Here is a 16760-nt window from a genome sequence, read left to right on the forward strand (position 1 = left end):
GTGGGACGATTGGCTAATCGCTGACAGGAGATGGACATGACAATCAAAAGCTTGGGCAATCCGTTCTCGGATAAGACGGACCTGAGACACGGTGCCGATTGTGGTTGCGACAGCTGCCTTTCGGGCCACGGACACGACTTGGACCACATCGAACCGCAGAATATGTCATCCGAGCAAATGATGGAACGTGCGGTCGAAAGCGCAATTGTCCGTTCTGTTTTTGGTCAAAACGACATTGGACGCCGCTCGTTCATGGGCATGATCGGGGGCACAACCGCGGCGGCGGCGCTGGCATCGGTCTTTCCATTGGAACAAGCCAAGGCGGCGATCCTCGACAATCTGGGACCACCAGAAAAAACCGATCTCAATATCGGGTTTGTGCCGATCACCTGTGCGACGCCGATCATCATGGCCCAGCCTCTGGGCTTCTATGAGCGTTATGGATTGAATGCACAGGTCATCAAGACTGCAGGCTGGGCTGTGGCGCGCGACAAGTCTTTGTCGGGTGAATATGACGCCAGCCACATGCTGACACCGATGCCGCTCGCCATGACGCTGGGCGCGGGGTCCGTTGCTGAACCCTACATCATGCCCGCCGTAGAAAACATAAATGGCCAGGCTATCGTGTTGTCAAACGAGCATCTGGACAAGCGAGACCCCAAACAATGGAAGGGTTTCACCTTCGGCGTGCCGTTCGAATATTCGATGCACAACTTCCTGCTGCGCTACTACGTGGCCGAGTTCGGCCTGGACCCCGATGTCGATATTCAGATTCGCGTGGTGCCACCGCCAGAGATGGTGGCCAACCTGCGCGCCGGGAACCTCGACGGTTATCTGTCGCCCGACCCGTTCAACCAACGCGCCGTGTTTGAAGGCATCGGCTTCATCCACATCTTGACCAAGGAAATCTGGGAGGGACACCCCTGCTGTGCCTTTGCCGCACCGTTGAGCTTTGCGCAGGAGTTGCCCAACACCTATGGAGCCCTCTTGAAGTCCATCATCGACGCCACGCAATACGCATCGAACCCGGAAAACCGGGTCGAAATTGCGGAAGCGATCTCACCCACCAATTACCTCAACCAGCCTGTGACAGTGGTGCAGCAAGTGCTGACAGGCACCTATGCAGATGGTCTGGGTGAGGTACAGCGCGTGCCTGATCGGATCGATTTTGATCCCTTCCCCTGGCATTCGATGGGCGTATGGATCCTGACTCAGATGAAGCGTTGGGGCTATATCGAGGGCGACGTGGACTACAAAGCGGTGGCCGAACAAGTCTACCTCGCTGCGGATGCCAAGAAGGTCATGACCGACCTTGGCTATGATGCGCCCGATGTCACCTACAAGTCTCACTCGATCATGGGCAAGACCTTCGATCCGGCCCAGCCAGAGGCCTATGTCGACAGCTTTGCGATTAAGGCGAACTGATGCAAACACTAACCGAAAACAAGAAGGCCGCCGTCCTGTCGATCTTGATCCTGTTGATCGGCTGCCTGATTTGGGAAATGTCGATCCCCGCCCAGAAGGTGGCTGGGGAGTTGACCGAATATGAAATGCTTACAGGGGGAGGTCAGCCCAAAGCTGGTGTACCCCCGCCCAGTCAGGTGCTGGGCAAAGCATGGGAGCAACTGTCGAACCCGTTCTATGATGCAGGCCCGAACGACAAGGGGATCGGCATACAGATCGGGTATTCGATCTACCGTGTGCTCACCGGCTACCTTCTGGCCGCTGTAATCGCAATCCCATTGGGCTTTCTGATCGGTATGTCGTCTGTAGCTCACAAGGCGCTAAACCCGTTTATTCAGGTGCTGCGTCCGATCTCTCCACTGGCGTGGATGCCGCTCGCATTATTTATAATCCAAGACAGCGAAGCATCAGCAATCTTCGTGATCTTCATTTGTTCGATCTGGCCAATGTTGATCAACACGGCCTTCGGCGTGGCAGGTGTGCGCGAGGACTGGGTGAACGTGGCCCGCACACATGAACTGGGCGCAGTCAAAACCGCCTTTACCGTGATCCTGCCTGCGGCCGCGCCGACAATTGTGACCGGCATGCGCATCTCCATCGGCATCGCCTGGCTGGTAATTGTGGCAGCGGAGATGCTCGTTGGGGGCACCGGCATCGGCTACTATGTCTGGAACGAGTGGAACAACCTCGATCTGACCTCCGTCATCTTCTCAATCCTCATGATTGGCGTGGTGGGCATGCTGCTGGACTCGATGTTCGGCCTTTTGCAGCGCACCGTCGCCTACACCGAATAGGAGCGGTTTCGTGGTTAAACCCTTTCTCAGTATCGAACAGCTGACCCAGACATACCCGGACGGGATGGGGGGCGAGTTCACCGTTTTCGAGAATGCCACCTTTGGCATCGAAAAGGGCGAGTTTGTATGCATCCTCGGGCATTCGGGCTGCGGCAAGTCAACCATCATGAACATCCTTGCAGGGCTGGCCGATCCCACCTCGGGCGTCGTCAAGATGGACGGAGCACATGTGTCCGGCCCCAGCCTGGACCGGGGTGTGGTGTTCCAGAACTATTCGCTTCTGCCGTGGCTGAGCGCCCTGAAGAACGTGACCTTTGGCGTTGCCGCCCGCTTTCCGCAGTGGAGCAAGGACAAGGTGATCGAGCATTCGACCGCCTTTCTGGCTAAGGTGGGCCTGACCGGCGACACGATCCACCGCAAACCTAGCCAGTTGTCGGGGGGCATGCGCCAGCGCGTGTCCATCGCGCGTGCCTTTGCCAACGAGCCGAAACTGCTGCTTCTGGATGAACCCTTTGGCGCGCTGGACGCGCTGACACGGGGCACCATTCAGGACGAGTTGATCAAGGTTTGGAGTGACACGGACCAGACCGTGTTCATGATCACTCACGACATTGACGAGGCGATTTTGTTGGCGGATCGCATCCTGTTGATGACCAACGGGCCAATGGCACAGGTGGCCGAGAGTGTTGAGATCACGATCCCACGCCCGCGTAATCGCACCAGCATTGTGGAGCACCCGAACTACTATGCCATCCGCAACCATCTGGTGCAGTTCCTTGGCCAACGCTCAGCCGAGTTGGCGGGACAGCCCGGCGACGCGGGCCCCAGCAGCCCAGAAACCGTTCGCATCGACCTGATCGAGGACACCGATAGCGAAGACCCCGAACCCGCCGCTCCGATCTTGCGCGCTGTCGAAGGGTAGGGGGATGAGCGACACCCCTCCGCGCACGCCACTGCCGCCATTTTCCTACGATGAGGCGGTGCAAAAGGTCCGAATGGCCGAAAATGCCTGGAACACGCGTGACCCAGTTAAGGTCGCCCAAGCCTATATGGTGGACACCAGATGGCGCAACCGCTCCGAATTCCCCAAGGGACGCGCCGAAGTGCAGGAGTTTTTGACCCGCAAATGGGCGACCGAAACAGGCTACCGCCTGATCAAGGAAATCTGGGCTCATGATAGCCACAGGATCGCCGTGCGCTTTTGCTATGAATGGCATGATGCCAGCGGGCAGTGGTTTCGCGCACATGGCAACGAGAATTGGGAATTCGATGATCTGGGGTACATGGCCGTGCGCCATGCCTCGATCAATGATGTGCCCATCGCGGATGAAGACCGCTTGTTTCATTGGCCTGAGGGCACGTTCCGGCCAGACGATCACCCCGGACTGACAGAGTTAGGATTGTAAGATGAGGGATACAGTTGAAATGACCGAAATGACCAAAGAGGATGTGACCGCGATGATCCTGTCCGCCAAAAAGCAGGCTGGTCTGACATGGGAAGAGATCGCCGAAAGGATTGACATGTCTCCTGTGTGGACACATTCCGCCGCCATGGGCATGAACGCCTTCCCCCGGAAAAAGCCGAGCTGATGGTGTCCGTGATGGGGCTGCCACAAGAAGCCGCCAGCATTCTAGCCGAGAGTCCTACCAAAATCTGGGAACAGGCCGTACCGACCGATCCCTGCATCTACCGTTTTTACGAAATCGTCGGTGTCTATGGCCCCACGCTCAAAGCGCTGATCCAGGAGAAATTCGGTGACGGCATCATGTCGGCTATCGACTTTGACATGTCTGTCACCCGCGTCGCGAACCCCAAAGGTGACCGGGTCAAGGTTGAAATGTCGGGTAAATACCTAGGCTACAATAGCTGGTAATCCTGTGATCGCTCCCAGTGCGCCGTCAACCCAGAATACAGTTGGCGGCGCTGGCCGGGCAGCAAAGGCAACTATGCGATGGACTAGAGCCAGCCAACGAACGGCTATGAGCTGGCTATCTGGCTCTTGCGGATCAACGGCCGAACATCTGATCGAACTGATGAGGCATTTAGACAAGGTGCTTGCCGTCGCCTTGGAAGGTGCTGGATGCAACGAGGCTATGACGAATGAATACCTCAAGCGAATTAAGAAAGATCTGGCGGACATTCTGAGGACTTTGGATGCGATACGCGCTGTTGAGGGCGATCAAACGAAAGAATAGTGGCGGGTTTAGAAATTTAGACCGATGTGCTGAGTGGAAGATCTATAAGCCGCAAAAGGTAAATTTGCTGCTTAGTTTCTCAAAATTCTTGTTTAAAATCAGTCGCTCACCTTCCCGAAAATGGCAAAACCATGTGTCGCTCCCCACTGTGGAACGTCATACAAATTTGACCTTCGCGTCATAAACTGACCCAAATTTTTAAAAAGCCGGAAAGTTGACCGTTATGCGGATCGCAGCGAATTCGTGCTTCGAGTCCGGAGTGCGAGATGGTGCGCTGCCGACCAATGAACGTTTTCGCGATCTAGGCCCGCCCCGACGATACCCAAATGAGTAATTGCGAACATTGGTGTAGGCCGCCTTTTCGCTAGAGAACCGTTTTATCGGGGCAAGAAAAGGCCTGAACAAGACCTTCAATGAACCGTTTGGGCTTTCGCCGGCACCTACAGAAACAATCACCCTACGTCAGAGGATTTTCGCATGAGCAAGAAAGACCAAGCACGTATTGATGCGTTTCTAGATTCACAGAAGATAAACGAACGCAAACTAGGGGCATACAAGCCTAAATTCTAAGAGGCGATGAAACAGGCGCTTGACGACAACCGAATGGGTAATAAAACCGCCGTCCGTCATCAGATCCGAAGCATCGTCAGCAGTCTCAGGGTCGTTCATGTGCTCAAGGAAGAACGTGTTGCCGATTTCTCCAAGGCACTTGCCAAGTTCATCTCCAAGTACGGGCATTTCGATTTTGGGAAGGTCCTGGCAAAGAACGCCAGTAAACTGAGGGGCATCACGACGATGTTTTACAGCAAAGGTGTCCTTGCCGCCAAAAAGGAAGGCGAAAGACTCTACAAGGTCATGGTCGATGCCGGAGAGATCCCGGCGGGAGCGAGCATGGCCGATTTCGAAGCCGCAATGGAGTATTACGACGTTCACGCCATCAGATACTACAACTTCAATGAGCAAGCCATAGGCAAGGCGAATTGGAATTCGATCATCAAGGGCTTCAAGCTGAAGAACGGCGCGAAGAAAGATCTCAAGAAACTCGGTATGACGATTTACAAGAAAGGCTCGAAGCATCAGGTCGTGCAGGCGATGGCCAGCGACATCCTGGCCGTCAGCGGCGACTCCAAGGCAGCGAGACACGGGGTCCATGGTTTCGTGTCGCTGGTCGCGGATGAGTTGGTCACAGCCGGGGCAAGGTGACCGAGTGGCGGCTGCGTTTCGATGCCGATGTCGCGATGTGGATCTAACGTCCGCTGCAATTAGTCAGCTGATTGGGTTCGATGCAGCTTTGCACGGCGGCGTTTCGGCGGATCCGGGAACACTTGTGCCGCCCGCGGTTCAGTGTGCTCGTCCGTTGAAGTGGGATCGGATCCTCGTTGATCACGATTGGTGCGGCCCGTGCCAACCACTTTTTGAGTTTCTTCTTGTGACAGTGTTTTACCAGCTTCCCAATCGTGAGCGACTGAGATCTGCCAACGCCTCCAGGTTTGTTTCCGCAGAGGCGACAGAGCGCCCCTCAATCACAGCTATTGTGTGCATCTGGTGTCAAGGCGCTTGTCTATACAGTCTACTCCCGTCGAGGGTAGGTCGGAGTGAAGGCTCAGTCGTACCTTAAGTCACAGATATTTGTCTGATGTGACCATTGCCTGGCAATTTGCAAACCAAACCAAAAAGACTGTTTGAATACTGCCGCTCTGGATGAAGCAAAGAGATGTCGAACGGGTTGCCTAGTGAAATCAGAGCCGAACTTTTCGCCGGCCCGCAGCGTCAACCAAGGACTTTGAGAGACCCGCGCACTTTCAGCGAGCTTTCCAATTGTTCGGACACGCCTGGGCTGTCCATCTTCACCATTTTTACCAATTCAACAGCTGCGCGTCGTCCCATTTCGCGGTGCGGGACATGCACCGTCGTCAGGGAAGGCGTAAGAATTCGCGCGAGTTCGATGTCGTCGAAGCCGGTTATCGAAATGTCCTCCGGCACTGATAAGTTCATCTCTTGAGCGCGACGCAAGGCACCCGCAGCCAAAACGTCGTTGCCGCACATGACAACCGTTGGACGCGTGTTGTTCTGCATAAACTGTTCAAAAGCCATGGCGCCATTTTCGATCTCGTAGGGTGTTTCGATAATCGGTGTTTTCTTCGGGTCGAGCCCATTCTCCCGCAACCCGTCCAAGATGCCTTGCAGGCGTCCTTCAGCCCTATCGTTCCCCTCGACTACACCGGAAATGACAGCAATGTCCCGGTGACCCATCGAGATGACCTTGTTTGCCAGCATTCGCATGGATTTTCGGTTGTCAAACCCGATGCAGGCTTGTTCTGCATCATTCCGGTAGGCCCACGCAATCAGGGTGGGTATCTCACGTTGCCGTAGATAGCTATAGATTTCGGGATCGCGGGTGTAACCGATCAAAAGCAATCCATCCGCCCCACGTGCAACAAGGGAGCGGATTTGCTCTGCCTCGATCTCGGGGCGGTACGAGCTGCTCGCGACAAGCAGCGTGTATCCTTGCGTGTGCAACTCTTCCTGAAAGGCCTGAAGCCCTCGGGCAAAGATCGCATTGTCCATTGTCGGAATGATAGCGCCGATTGTGAACGTGTTTTTCGCCGCCATGGCACGTGCGCCGAAATTCGGCGTATAGCCTAGCTCTTCGACGGCTTGCATGACCTTGACCCGTTTCTGTTCCACAACCCGCTCAGGAGAGTTCAGGCAGCGCGATACCGTCGCCGTTGAAACCCCTGCCTGTCTTGCAACGTCTTCAAGTGTTGGAACCATTCGAATTCGGGACATCGCCAGCCTGTGTCTTGTTTCGAATTTCTTGAACGCAAACTTCCAGAAAGTCAAAAAGTTCATTTCAATTGTAAGCGCTTGCAAGAATCAAATGTAAGCGCTTACAATATCGTTCAGAACCGCAACTTTAACGGATCCTGTTTTATGTTCCTTGCCGCCTCGCTGATCGTCTTTGTCGTCTACTTCGTCAATGTCGCACTGGGGGCCTTTGCGGCAAGCGCATTCCTGGGGGACGTGGGCGAAATGCTGGTTCTGTTTGCTGCGTCGATATTGTTTGTCGTCGCCATTCTTCAAAAAGAGGCTGACCGAAACAACAAGAACGGCAGCTAACGACCTTCTGGGAGGACACATCATGGACAAAGACTGCAAGGGCCTTGCGTCGGCTGCACGCCGGAATTTTCTGAAATTGACGGCAACGGGCGGCTTTACGGCGGCCATGGTCGCAGGTGCCGCGGGGACGCTGTGGTCGACTGAAGCCGCAGCGCAAAGTGCCAGCGAAGAGCGCGCACGCGAAGCGGCAGCCGATCATGTGATGGTTCTGGCGACAGCCTATCCCGTGGGCGCATCGCGCGGTTACCCGATCATGCAGCTGGACCTGAAAGAAAACATTCAGAACGCCACCAATGGCAAGGTCTATGTCAAACTCGCGCCGGGCGGTCAGTTGGGAGCAGGCGGTGCGCTGGTGCAGGCCGTGCAAGGCGGCACGATCCAGGCAGCACAGCATTCATTGTCCAACTTTGCGCCGTTTGCATCGACCGTTGACCTGATCAACATGCCGTATCTGTGCGGGTCCAACCAGCGCTTCACGAACCTCGTCAACTCACAGTTCTGGAAGGACACGGTCGAGCCAAAGGTCGAGGAAAACGGCTTCAAGGCGCTGTTCTACGTCAACATCGACCCGCGCGTTGTTGCGGTCCGCAAAGGCGGCGCTGGTGCGGTGATCACGCCATCCGATCTGGAAGGCGTCAAGTTCCGCGTGCCCGGTTCCAAAATGCTGCAACAGTATTACCGCATGGTCGGTGCCAACCCAACGCCAGTGGCATGGGGCGAAACACCTTCGGCCATCAAGCAAGGCGTTGCAGACGCGCTGGATCCGTCGGTCGGCGCTCTGGAGGTGTTTGGCTTCAAGGACATCCTCAGCCACGTCACCTTCACCCAGGCCGTGCCGGACAGCCAAGTCTATTCGTGCAACCTCGAATGGTTCAACTCGATGCCAGTCGACGTGCAGGAAGGCATTATGTGGGGTTCCGAGATGACCGCGCACCAGAACCTGGCCAAAGTGCCATCGGCCCGCGCCTATGCCATGGCCGAATTGGTCAAGGCAGGGGTTGAGTTCCATTCGCTGAACGAAGATCAACTGGCCGAGTGGAAAGCCGCAGGTGGCTACCAGCGGTCCGAATGGGACGAGTTCAAGGTCGATCTGGCCGGTTCCATGGACAACTTTGCCAAGATGGAAGAAGCCGCAGGCACCCAAGGCAAATACTACGTCCACGACGCGTAACTGCCGCGCCGGGCGTGCCGCTCTGCGCACCCGGTGATACTTTCTTTCCCGCCTTAGCAAGGCCCAAACGCGTCAGCGCGGTGCGTTTTGCTCGGCAAGTCAGCAGGTTCTCACATGGATTTTTTGCGCCGAATTGATCGCGATGCCGAGCGCTGGTTGCTTCTGGTCTTCTACGTGATGCTCGTCATCACCATGGCGATCGAAGTGCTGCGCCGCGAAATCTTCTCGTTCTCTTCGATCTGGGGGAAGAGATCGTGCGGTACTCCTTCATCTATCTTGCATGGATTGGTGCCGCCGCAGCCGTAAAAGAACGCGCGCACATCCGCATCGACGTGCTGATGCACTATCTTGGGCCGCGGCCCAAGGCCCTGCTGTACATCTTTGGCGATCTGGTGATGTTCGGTGTCGCCGTGATTGCCCTCTACTGGTCCTACGAGGCTGTGCATGTGTCCGCCAAATTCGGTTCGGTCACGGACGGCCTGCGCATCTCCAAAGTGTGGTTTCTGATGGCGGTTCCGCTGGGGTTCGCCCTGATCATATGGCGGCTGATCCAATCCCTGCTGCGCGACATCCATTCCCTCAGAACGGGCAAACCCGTTTTCGAGGGCGACACGCTCTTTGATTGAGGGATGACTTGAATGCTTTGGCAAACCTTTGATCAAACTGTTGAGTTGGGCTGGGACTTTTACCTGCCCGTCATCATATTCGTCTCGCTGATTGCGCTGGCGGTGCCTGTGTGGGCGGCGATTGGAACATCAGCCATCCTGATGCTGGTGATGTCCGGCGATCTGCCCCTGAGCCTTGTCGGCGAAAAACTGTTCACCGGTATTGACGCTTTTGCCCTGACGGCCGTGCCTCTGTTCATTCTGACGGGTGACGTACTGGTCCGAACCGGGCTCAGTCGAAAATTCCTTGATGTGGCCGAGGCACTGACCTGCTTTACCAAGGGCGGGTTCGGGTCTGCCACGGTCCTCGTCTGCGGTATGTTCGCGGCCATTTCCGGCTCTGACGCTGCGGGAGCGGCGGCGGTTGGGCGCATGACCATCGCGCGCTTGGTGGAAAGCGGGTATCCGCGCCCATACGCCTGCGCACTGGTGGCGGCAGGTGCGTGTACCGGCATCCTGATCCCACCGTCCATTGCCTATATTATCATCGGCCTCGTGCTGGGGATATCCGCGTCGACCCTGTTCCTCGCGGCCTTGATCCCGGGCATCGCAATCCTGTTGTCGATCCTGATTACGAACCTGATCGTGAACCGTATCTACGCCTATGAAGGCGGCGGCCAGATGACCATGGCCGAATGGCTGGGCAACTTGGGCCGCGCCCTGAAATCCGGCTGGTACGCGTTCATCGTACCCGGCATCATCTTCTACGGCATCTTCTCAGGCCGCCTGACACCGACCGAGGCGGGTGCCACAGCGGTCGTTGTGACGATCATCATGGGTTTCATCCTCCGCACGCTCACACTGGCCGATTTCCCGGCCATGCTGGTCAGCTCGGCAAAAGTGAACGGTGTGATCCTGCCTATCATCGCCTTTTCAGCGCCATTGGCCGAAGCCCTTGCGATCATGGGCGTGCCGCAAGGTTTCGTGACATCGGTGACGGGTTTGACGGACGAACCATGGCTGCTGATCCTGCTAATGATCGGGATCCTGATCGCCGCCGGCTGTGTGATGGAAACAACGCCGAACATCGTGATCCTCGCACCGATCCTCAAACCGCTCGCGGACAACATCGGCATGAACGAAATCCAGTTCTGTATCATGATGATCACCGCCCTTGGCGTGGGCTTCATCACGCCTCCCTTGGGCCTCAACCTTTTCGTGGTGGCGGGCATCACCGGGGAATCCATCCTCAAGATCGCTGCCCGGGCCGTTCCCTTCGTTCTTTGCATGTTCTTGGTCGTGTTGCTGATTGCCTACGTGCCGGCGATCTCGACCACGTTCCTGCCTGAAATCTACAAGTAGGACCCCGTTATAATGAAACGAGAATACCTCAAGAAAGCAACGCTGACCGCAACATCAGGGGCGTCTGACGTCAACCAGATTGTGAGCGATATTTTGGCCGATATCGAAACTGGCGGTGATGCCAAGGCATTGGAGTATGCGGCCAAGTTCGACAAGTATGAAGGCAACGTGCTTTTGACTGCTGACGAGATCGAAGCGGCTGTCGCCCAAGTACCTGACAAGCTGAAAGCGGATATTCGGTTTGCCCATGACAATGTGCGCCGGTTTGCAGAGACACAGAAAGCAACGGTAGCGAATGTTGAGCTTGAGGTTGTGCCGGGCCTGATCGCCGGGCAGAAGGCGATCCCCGTCGATGCGGCCGGTTGTTATGTGCCGGGCGGTCGATACAGTCATATTGCCAGCGCCATCATGACGGTCACAACGGCCAAGGTTGCTGGTTGTAAACACATCACCGCGTGTTCGCCGCCGCGTCCGGGCGTAGGTGTCGCGCCGGCCATTGTCTATGCCGCTCATATCTGTGGTGCGGACAAGATCATGGCCATGGGCGGCGTACAGGGCGTCGCGGCCATGACATTCGGCTTGTTTGGCTTGCCCAAGGCGAACATTCTTGTTGGTCCCGGCAATCAGTTTGTCGCAGAAGCCAAGCGTATTCTCTTTGGTCGCGTGGGCATTGATATGATTGCGGGCCCGACTGACAGCCTGATCCTAGCCGATGGAAAGGCCGACGCGCATATCGTTGCGACCGACCTCGTGAGCCAAGCCGAACATGGCTATAACTCACCCGTTTGGCTGGTCACGGACAACCGCGATCTGGCCGAGCGCGTGATGGAAATGGTGCCCCAGTTGATCGATGATCTGCCTGATGTAAACCGTGAGAACGCGACCGCGGCCTGGCGCGACTATGCCGAGGTCATCCTGTGTGCGGACCGTGAAGAAATGGCCGCCTGTTCGGATGATTACGCACCGGAGCACCTTACGGTTCAGGCGGAAGACCTGGATTGGTGGTTGGAGCGGCTGACATGCTACGGTTCGCTGTTCCTTGGGGAAGAGACAACCGTTTCGTATGGCGACAAGGCGTCTGGCACGAACCACGTGTTGCCGACATCTGGCGCGGCGAACTACACAGGCGGCCTGTCCGTACATAAGTACATGAAGATCGTGACATGGCAGCGTGCGACCCGCGAAGGGTCGAAACCAGTGGCAGAGGCGACAGCTCGTATCTCGCGCCTTGAGGGGATGGAGGGGCACGCCCGCGCGGCGGACGTGCGACTGGCAAAGTACTTCCCGGGTGAGAACTTTGATCTGAGTGCCGAGGGCTGAGCCGGTTGGCATCGGCAAGGCTGTTGCTGATGCGGTGGCGGGGGAGAGGAGCCGGCAAATGAAAGCACTTGTTTATGATGGCGTTGAAACTCTGACGTTTCGCGATGTGCCGGATGCAGTGCCAGACCCAGAGCAGGAACTTGTGCGCGTGGTCGCTTCTGGCATCTGCGGATCAGACATGCACGCCTACTTGGGACATGATGACCGACGACCCGCGCCACTGATCCTTGGGCACGAGGCGGCTGGTGTGATCGTAGGTGGGGACCGCGACGGCACAAGGGTCACGATCAACCCGCTGGTGGGCTGCGGGATCTGTGCCGCTTGCACCTCTGGCCGCGATAACTTGTGCGCAGACCGCAAGATCATTTCCATGCCGCCGCGCGAAGGTGCCTTTGCTGAATTTGTGGCGATGCGCCCCGCAAATCTGGTTGACGTGCCAGACGACGTGTCTCTGGACAAGGCTGCTTTGGCGGAACCGCTGGCGGTCAGTTGGCATGCCGTTCGTCTTGGGCTGGCGGCATTGAATTCAGCGGCCAGCTGCTCCGCGCTTGTTTTGGGCGGCGGTGCAATTGGCCTTGCCGCAGCATTGGCACTGAAAGCGCAGGGCCTGTCCAATGTCACCATCGCCGAGCCGAATGAGGCAAGGCGCAGCTTTCTTAAAAAACGGTGTGACATTCCATGTGTCCCCGCGGGGACAGGCAGCTACGGAGTGACTGTAGATGCCGTGGGATACGCCGCCACTCGGGCTTCAGCCTCATCACTCACGGAACCTGGCGGCGTGATCGTTCATATCGGGCTTGGCGAAGACACGGGCGGCCTCGATATTCGGCGCATGACCTTGCAGGAAATCACATTCATCGGCACCTACACGTACACGCCGCAGGATTTCCGCGACACGTGCGCTGCTATTTTCGATGGCCGGCTAGGTCCGCTCGACTGGATCGAAGAACGTCCCTTGTCGGAGGGCGCCCGCGCTTTCGCCGACTTGCGCAGCGGAGCCGTTGCAGCGCCCAAAATTATCCTCCACCCCTGATGCCGGAGACAGCACATAAATGAACATAGACAAGAAAATCACTGATGATTTGGTTGCGAACGACATCTCGTTCGTGACAACGGTGCCTTGCAAACAGCTTGCAGGTGTCATCGACGAGATCGACCAGCACCCCGACATCTTCCACATCCCGTCAAACAAGGAAGACGAGGGGATGGGCCTGTGTGCCGGCGCATGGATGGGTGGAAAGCGCCCGGCCATCATTATGCAGAACACGGCCATCGGGGTCACCATCAACACGCTGGCAACGTTGATCCAATACTACCGGATGCCGCTGCCGATGCTGATCAGCTACCGGGGTGAGTTGCGCGAGCCTGTGGCCTGCCAGGTCGAGATGGCCGTGCACACCAAGGCGCTGCTCGCGCAGATGAACATCCCGACCTACCACTTCCATCACCAGAAAGACGTGGAAGAGCTGGATATGATCCTGAAATACACTTTCATGTGCAACAAACCCGTGGCGATCCTGACGGACGCCAACTTCTGGGGAGGCTATGGCGACCAATGATCCGTTCTGAAATTCTGAAGGAAATTGCACCCATTCTGCGCGACCAACTGGTGGTGTGTAACATCGGCATCCCCAGCCAGGAGCTGCACGCCATCGACGACCAGCCCACCAACTTCTACATGCTGGGCACGATGGGCCTTTCGTCGTCCATCGGGCTGGGTCTTGCGCTGGCGCAGGACAAGACGGTGATCTCGATCGACGGGGACGGGTCAGTTCTGACCAACCTGTGCACGCTGCCGACGATCGCCAACAATGTGGCCGACAACTACATCCTGATGATCATCGACAACGGGTCCTATGGCTCCACTGGTGACCAGCCAACCTACACCGGCAAGAAAACGTCACTTGCGGGAATGGCCCGCGCTGCGGGTTGCGAGAATGTGGTCGAGGTGATGGATGTCGACACCGGCCCTGCGCTTGAGAAGGCGATTGCGGAGCGCAAGATGACCGTGATGGTTGTCAAATGCGACAGCGGCAACGCCAAAATGCCGGTGATCACCATGGATCCCGTCGTGATCAAGGACCGGTTTATGAAAGCGGTCGCAAACTGATGACACGCGCCGCGCGTATTCATTCCAGCGAAGATGCGCGGCGTTTGGCCAAGGCCCGTCTACCATGGATGGTGTTTGACTATATCGACGGGGCTGCGGGATCAGAAACCGGGGCTGTGCGCAACCGTGCAGCTCTTGATGCAATATGCCTCGAACCTCGGGTCTTGAGGGACGTCAGCAATCGTTCGTTGGACATGCCGCTGTTTGGCAAGACGGCCAAGCGCCCCTTTGGTATTGCGCCCATGGGCATGTGCAACCTGTCTGGACCCGGCGCCGATCTGATGCTGGCGCGACTGGCCGCGCGAGACTCGGTGCCAGTGGGCGTATCAACCGTTGCATCAACTCCGCTGGAGAAGATGATTGAGGTTGCCGAAGGGCACGCGTGGTTCCAGCTCTATTTCAGCGGAGACGGAACGGGTTCGTTCAAGCTGGCAAAACGTGCGCAGGATGCCGGTTACGAGACTTTGATCGTTACCGTTGACGTCCCTGAGGTTGGTCGCAGGCCACGTGAGTTGCGCCACGGATTTACAATGCCGTTCCGTATCGGTCCGCGCCAATTTCTGGATTTCGCCCTACACCCGCATTGGTCGCTCACGTCACTTGCTGCAGGTCGTCCTCAGATGGCGAATTTCGAGATGCCGGGCTTTGAATTCGACCGCACCGAAAGCCGGGCCAAGGCGAATTGGACAACGCTGAAGGCCTTGCGCGATTTGTGGCAAGGCCACTTGGTCGTGAAGGGCGTGACCAACGCCGATGATGCGCTGAAGCTGAAATCCGAAGGCGTCGACGCCATTCAAGTGTCAAACCATGGTGCGCGGCAGCTTGAAAGCGCACCTGCTGCCGTTCAAGCACTTGGCCGGATACGCGACAGGGTTGGACCAGAATTTCCGCTGTTTTATGACAGTGGTTTGCGGTCTGGCGAAGACGTTTTGAAGGTCCTTGATCAGGGCGCAAATTATGCGTTTTTTGGCCGCATATTGCAGTTCGCAATCGCCGCGGCTGGTGAAGAAGGCTTGCTTAGGCTGTGGAGCATCCTTAGCGGAGAGTTGTCCAGCGCACTTGCACAAGTTGGTCGGGATAAACTGACCTGAAGAAATTGGACAAACTTGAATGGTTCAACGAAATGGAACCTTATATCCTGACAGCGTCAACCTCCAACTGAAGTGACCAAAAAAGAAGCATGTGCCAAGTTGGCATATGTCATGGTTCTCAATGGACTGAGTGGATCCGGCTGTCATTGCGGTCAATCCCGGATCCAACCAAGCAATAACACCGCCGGGTTTCGTGGCATATCGCGTGATTTGCGAGTGGAATGCGGCGTTTCTGAGAATAACAGAGAGTAAGCGCAGCGGCTTCTGAGGATCGACCGCCGAGCGGTGGCGGTCGATGGGGTTTTTGGGTCAGGCGGCCTTAGCCTTGTTGATCGAGGCGTAGAAGGCGCTTTCGAGCTCCATGTATCCGGTAAAGGACACCGCATCGCCAAAAGGCAGGATCTGAGTGGCCCAAAAACCGCCAAAACCGTTCTGCCGGTCAATCCAGTAGAACAGATTGGCAAGTCCTGCCCAGCCAATTGCCCCAGCGGGCCGGCCCGTGGGCGCCTGATCATCATTGACCATGAAGGTGTAGGACCATGATTTGGATTGGCCGGGGAAGAACTCTGCATCGTTGGAAAGCGACGGGATGACCCCTTTGAAAGGCGTGATCTTACGCTGGCCCAGATGGTTCTGCGCCGCCATCTCAACCGTTTCGGGCTTGAGCACGCGTCCGTATTCCCCCGCACCATCGTTCAACCACATGCGGATAAAGCGCATGTAGTCGCCGACCGTGCCATAAAGGCCGTGGCCACCCATATGGACTTCTGGCTTGTCGGGCAGCTCGAAATCCATCGGCGTCAGGCTGCCATCGTCGCCGCGCGCATGCATCCCGGCCAGCTTCTTGCGGAGCGTATCGTTGAGCTCGAAAGTGGTATCTGTCATACCCAGTGGCTTGAAGATGCGCGACTGGAAGACTTCGCCCAAACGCTGCCCGGTGATGCCTTCGACGACCTGCCCGCACCAGTCGATATTGGTGCCATATTCCCAGCTTTCGTCCGGGTCGAACAGAAGCGGGGTCATCAGGCAAGCTTTCGAGGCGGTGATGACGCTGGGCTGGCCTTTCTCTTCGGCTAGGCGATTGTAGGTCTCGTTGAAGAAGTCATAACCGAGGCCCGCAGTGTGCAGCATCAGCATTCGTGTTGTGATGTCCCGCTTGGGTGCGCGCAGCCGCGGCTCCCCATTGGCGTCGAACCCCTCGATCACCTGCAATTTGCCGATGTCCGGCGCATAGTTTTTCGCGGGTGCGTTCAGGTCAAGCTTGCCCTCTTCGACCAATTGCAGAACTGCCGTACCGGTGATCGCCTTGGTGGTTGAGAATATGGCGAAGGCGTCATCGGTTGATATAGGCGTGTCGCCATCCATCCTGCGCACGCCTGCAGCACCCTCATAGATATTTTTGTCACGATCCGTGACCATGGCGACGACGCCAGGGGCGCGTGGGCTGGAGTCTACGACGCCATTTAGGATGGCGTCGGCGTTGAATTCATGACTCATGATAATGTCCTCCCATTGATTGATGTTTGC

General features: G+C 56.8%; 18 protein-coding genes and 1 pseudogene. 17 read left to right on the forward strand and 2 right to left on the reverse strand.

The features are described from left to right. Positions 1-36 precede the first annotated feature (36 nt). The 8 genes from ACZ1HN_RS08060 (at position 37) to ACZ1HN_RS08095 (ending at position 5657) form a co-directional block, all read left to right on the forward strand. Positions 37-1425, forward strand: a complete 1389-nt coding sequence (locus ACZ1HN_RS08060; RefSeq protein ID WP_299606168.1) for a CmpA/NrtA family ABC transporter substrate-binding protein — start codon at positions 37-39, stop codon at positions 1423-1425. Continuing rightward, positions 1425-2258 carry a nitrate ABC transporter permease gene (gene ntrB, locus ACZ1HN_RS08065; protein WP_299606170.1) on the forward strand — a complete coding sequence of 278 codons (834 nt, stop codon included), beginning with the start codon at positions 1425-1427 and terminating at the stop codon, positions 2256-2258. Before ACZ1HN_RS08060 ends, ntrB begins: the two co-directional genes overlap by 1 nt. A 10-nt stretch (positions 2259-2268) precedes the next feature. Further along, positions 2269-3180, forward strand: coding sequence for an ABC transporter ATP-binding protein (locus ACZ1HN_RS08070; RefSeq protein ID WP_472727101.1), 912 nt, complete (start codon positions 2269-2271; stop codon positions 3178-3180). A gap of 4 nt (positions 3181-3184) precedes the next feature. Then, positions 3185-3664: a nuclear transport factor 2 family protein gene (locus ACZ1HN_RS08075; RefSeq protein WP_472727102.1), complete on the forward strand. Its 480-nt coding sequence runs from the start codon at positions 3185-3187 to the stop codon at positions 3662-3664. 1 nt (position 3665) lies between these two features. Then, positions 3666-3848, forward strand: coding sequence for a hypothetical protein (locus tag ACZ1HN_RS08080; RefSeq protein WP_472727103.1), 183 nt, complete (start codon positions 3666-3668; stop codon positions 3846-3848). 11 nt (positions 3849-3859) lie between these two features. Next, positions 3860-4132: a cyanase gene (locus ACZ1HN_RS08085; protein WP_472727104.1), complete on the forward strand. Its 273-nt coding sequence runs from the start codon at positions 3860-3862 to the stop codon at positions 4130-4132. 160 nt (positions 4133-4292) lie between these two features. Continuing rightward, positions 4293-4454, forward strand: coding sequence for a hypothetical protein (locus ACZ1HN_RS08090; RefSeq protein WP_472727105.1), 162 nt, complete (start codon positions 4293-4295; stop codon positions 4452-4454). Positions 4455-5030: 576 nt separating this feature from the next. Then, the gene (locus tag ACZ1HN_RS08095) at positions 5031-5657 is read left to right on the forward strand and encodes a hypothetical protein (protein WP_472727106.1); all 627 of its coding nucleotides are present in this window, start codon (positions 5031-5033) and stop codon (positions 5655-5657) included. A gap of 567 nt (positions 5658-6224) precedes the next feature. On the opposite strand, the gene ACZ1HN_RS08100 is transcribed toward ACZ1HN_RS08095, so the two are convergent. Beyond that, positions 6225-7244 carry a LacI family DNA-binding transcriptional regulator gene (locus tag ACZ1HN_RS08100; protein WP_472727107.1) on the reverse strand — a complete coding sequence of 340 codons (1020 nt, stop codon included), beginning with the start codon at positions 7242-7244 and terminating at the stop codon, positions 6225-6227. Positions 7245-7388: 144 nt separating this feature from the next. Here ACZ1HN_RS08100 and ACZ1HN_RS08105 point away from each other — a divergent pair, with 144 nt between their 5' ends. The 9 genes and pseudogenes from ACZ1HN_RS08105 to ACZ1HN_RS08145 all read left to right on the forward strand — a co-directional run bounded on the left by ACZ1HN_RS08105 (position 7389) and on the right by ACZ1HN_RS08145 (position 15233). Further along, entirely contained in the window at positions 7389-7574 is a 186-nt protein-coding gene (locus ACZ1HN_RS08105) for a hypothetical protein (protein WP_299606182.1), read from the forward strand. A gap of 22 nt (positions 7575-7596) precedes the next feature. Then, positions 7597-8745 (forward strand): TRAP transporter substrate-binding protein, encoded by a 1149-nt coding sequence (locus ACZ1HN_RS08110; RefSeq protein ID WP_472727108.1) that lies wholly within the window; start codon positions 7597-7599, stop codon positions 8743-8745. Positions 8746-8859: 114 nt separating this feature from the next. Then, positions 8860-9371: pseudogene (locus tag ACZ1HN_RS08115) on the forward strand (TRAP transporter small permease). A 12-nt stretch (positions 9372-9383) separates the two neighbouring features. Then, positions 9384-10712 (forward strand): TRAP transporter large permease, encoded by a 1329-nt coding sequence (locus ACZ1HN_RS08120; RefSeq protein WP_472727109.1) that lies wholly within the window; start codon positions 9384-9386, stop codon positions 10710-10712. A 12-nt stretch (positions 10713-10724) separates the two neighbouring features. Then, complete coding sequence (hisD, locus tag ACZ1HN_RS08125; protein WP_472727110.1) at positions 10725-12032, forward strand: histidinol dehydrogenase; 1308 nt, start codon at positions 10725-10727, stop codon at positions 12030-12032. 58 nt (positions 12033-12090) lie between these two features. Next, positions 12091-13065 carry a zinc-dependent alcohol dehydrogenase gene (locus tag ACZ1HN_RS08130; RefSeq protein ID WP_472727111.1) on the forward strand — a complete coding sequence of 325 codons (975 nt, stop codon included), beginning with the start codon at positions 12091-12093 and terminating at the stop codon, positions 13063-13065. 19 nt (positions 13066-13084) lie between these two features. Beyond that, on the forward strand, positions 13085-13591 hold the full coding sequence (gene comD / locus ACZ1HN_RS08135; protein WP_472727112.1) for a sulfopyruvate decarboxylase subunit alpha: 507 nt from the start codon (positions 13085-13087) through the stop codon (positions 13589-13591). After that, positions 13588-14142, forward strand: coding sequence for a sulfopyruvate decarboxylase subunit beta (comE, locus tag ACZ1HN_RS08140; RefSeq protein ID WP_472727113.1), 555 nt, complete (start codon positions 13588-13590; stop codon positions 14140-14142). Before comD ends, comE begins: the two co-directional genes overlap by 4 nt. Continuing rightward, entirely contained in the window at positions 14142-15233 is a 1092-nt protein-coding gene (locus ACZ1HN_RS08145; protein WP_472727114.1) for an alpha-hydroxy acid oxidase, read from the forward strand. The genes comE and ACZ1HN_RS08145 overlap by 1 nt, the downstream gene beginning before the upstream one ends. A gap of 309 nt (positions 15234-15542) precedes the next feature. On the opposite strand, the gene acmB is transcribed toward ACZ1HN_RS08145, so the two are convergent. Continuing rightward, positions 15543-16730 (reverse strand): methyl acetate hydrolase AcmB, encoded by a 1188-nt coding sequence (gene acmB, locus ACZ1HN_RS08150; protein WP_472727115.1) that lies wholly within the window; start codon positions 16728-16730, stop codon positions 15543-15545. Between the last annotated feature and the right edge of the window lie 30 nt (positions 16731-16760).

The organism is Tateyamaria sp. GN1-10 (assembly GCF_055693845.1).

Excerpts from the sequence above, each read along its gene's own strand:
- ACZ1HN_RS08120 (WP_472727109.1), top strand. The coding sequence starts at position 9,384 with ATGCTTTGGCAAACCTTTGATCAAACTGTTGAGTTGGGCTGGGACTTT.
- ACZ1HN_RS08130 (WP_472727111.1), top strand. The coding sequence starts at position 12,091 with ATGAAAGCACTTGTTTATGATGGCGTTGAAACTCTGACGTTTCGCGAT.
- ACZ1HN_RS08145 (WP_472727114.1), top strand. The coding sequence starts at position 14,142 with ATGACACGCGCCGCGCGTATTCATTCCAGCGAAGATGCGCGGCGTTTG.
- comD (WP_472727112.1), top strand. The coding sequence starts at position 13,085 with ATGAACATAGACAAGAAAATCACTGATGATTTGGTTGCGAACGACATC.
- ACZ1HN_RS08105 (WP_299606182.1), top strand. The coding sequence starts at position 7,389 with ATGTTCCTTGCCGCCTCGCTGATCGTCTTTGTCGTCTACTTCGTCAAT.
- ACZ1HN_RS08060 (WP_299606168.1), top strand. The coding sequence starts at position 37 with ATGACAATCAAAAGCTTGGGCAATCCGTTCTCGGATAAGACGGACCTG.
- ACZ1HN_RS08110 (WP_472727108.1), top strand. The coding sequence starts at position 7,597 with ATGGACAAAGACTGCAAGGGCCTTGCGTCGGCTGCACGCCGGAATTTT.
- ntrB (WP_299606170.1), top strand. The coding sequence starts at position 1,425 with ATGCAAACACTAACCGAAAACAAGAAGGCCGCCGTCCTGTCGATCTTG.
- ACZ1HN_RS08095 (WP_472727106.1), top strand. The coding sequence starts at position 5,031 with ATGAAACAGGCGCTTGACGACAACCGAATGGGTAATAAAACCGCCGTC.
- acmB (WP_472727115.1), bottom strand. The coding sequence starts at position 16,730 with ATGAGTCATGAATTCAACGCCGACGCCATCCTAAATGGCGTCGTAGAC.
- ACZ1HN_RS08080 (WP_472727103.1), top strand. The coding sequence starts at position 3,666 with ATGAGGGATACAGTTGAAATGACCGAAATGACCAAAGAGGATGTGACC.
- comE (WP_472727113.1), top strand. The coding sequence starts at position 13,588 with ATGATCCGTTCTGAAATTCTGAAGGAAATTGCACCCATTCTGCGCGAC.
- ACZ1HN_RS08100 (WP_472727107.1), bottom strand. The coding sequence starts at position 7,244 with ATGTCCCGAATTCGAATGGTTCCAACACTTGAAGACGTTGCAAGACAG.
- ACZ1HN_RS08085 (WP_472727104.1), top strand. The coding sequence starts at position 3,860 with ATGGGGCTGCCACAAGAAGCCGCCAGCATTCTAGCCGAGAGTCCTACC.
- hisD (WP_472727110.1), top strand. The coding sequence starts at position 10,725 with ATGAAACGAGAATACCTCAAGAAAGCAACGCTGACCGCAACATCAGGG.
- ACZ1HN_RS08075 (WP_472727102.1), top strand. The coding sequence starts at position 3,185 with ATGAGCGACACCCCTCCGCGCACGCCACTGCCGCCATTTTCCTACGAT.
- ACZ1HN_RS08090 (WP_472727105.1), top strand. The coding sequence starts at position 4,293 with ATGAGGCATTTAGACAAGGTGCTTGCCGTCGCCTTGGAAGGTGCTGGA.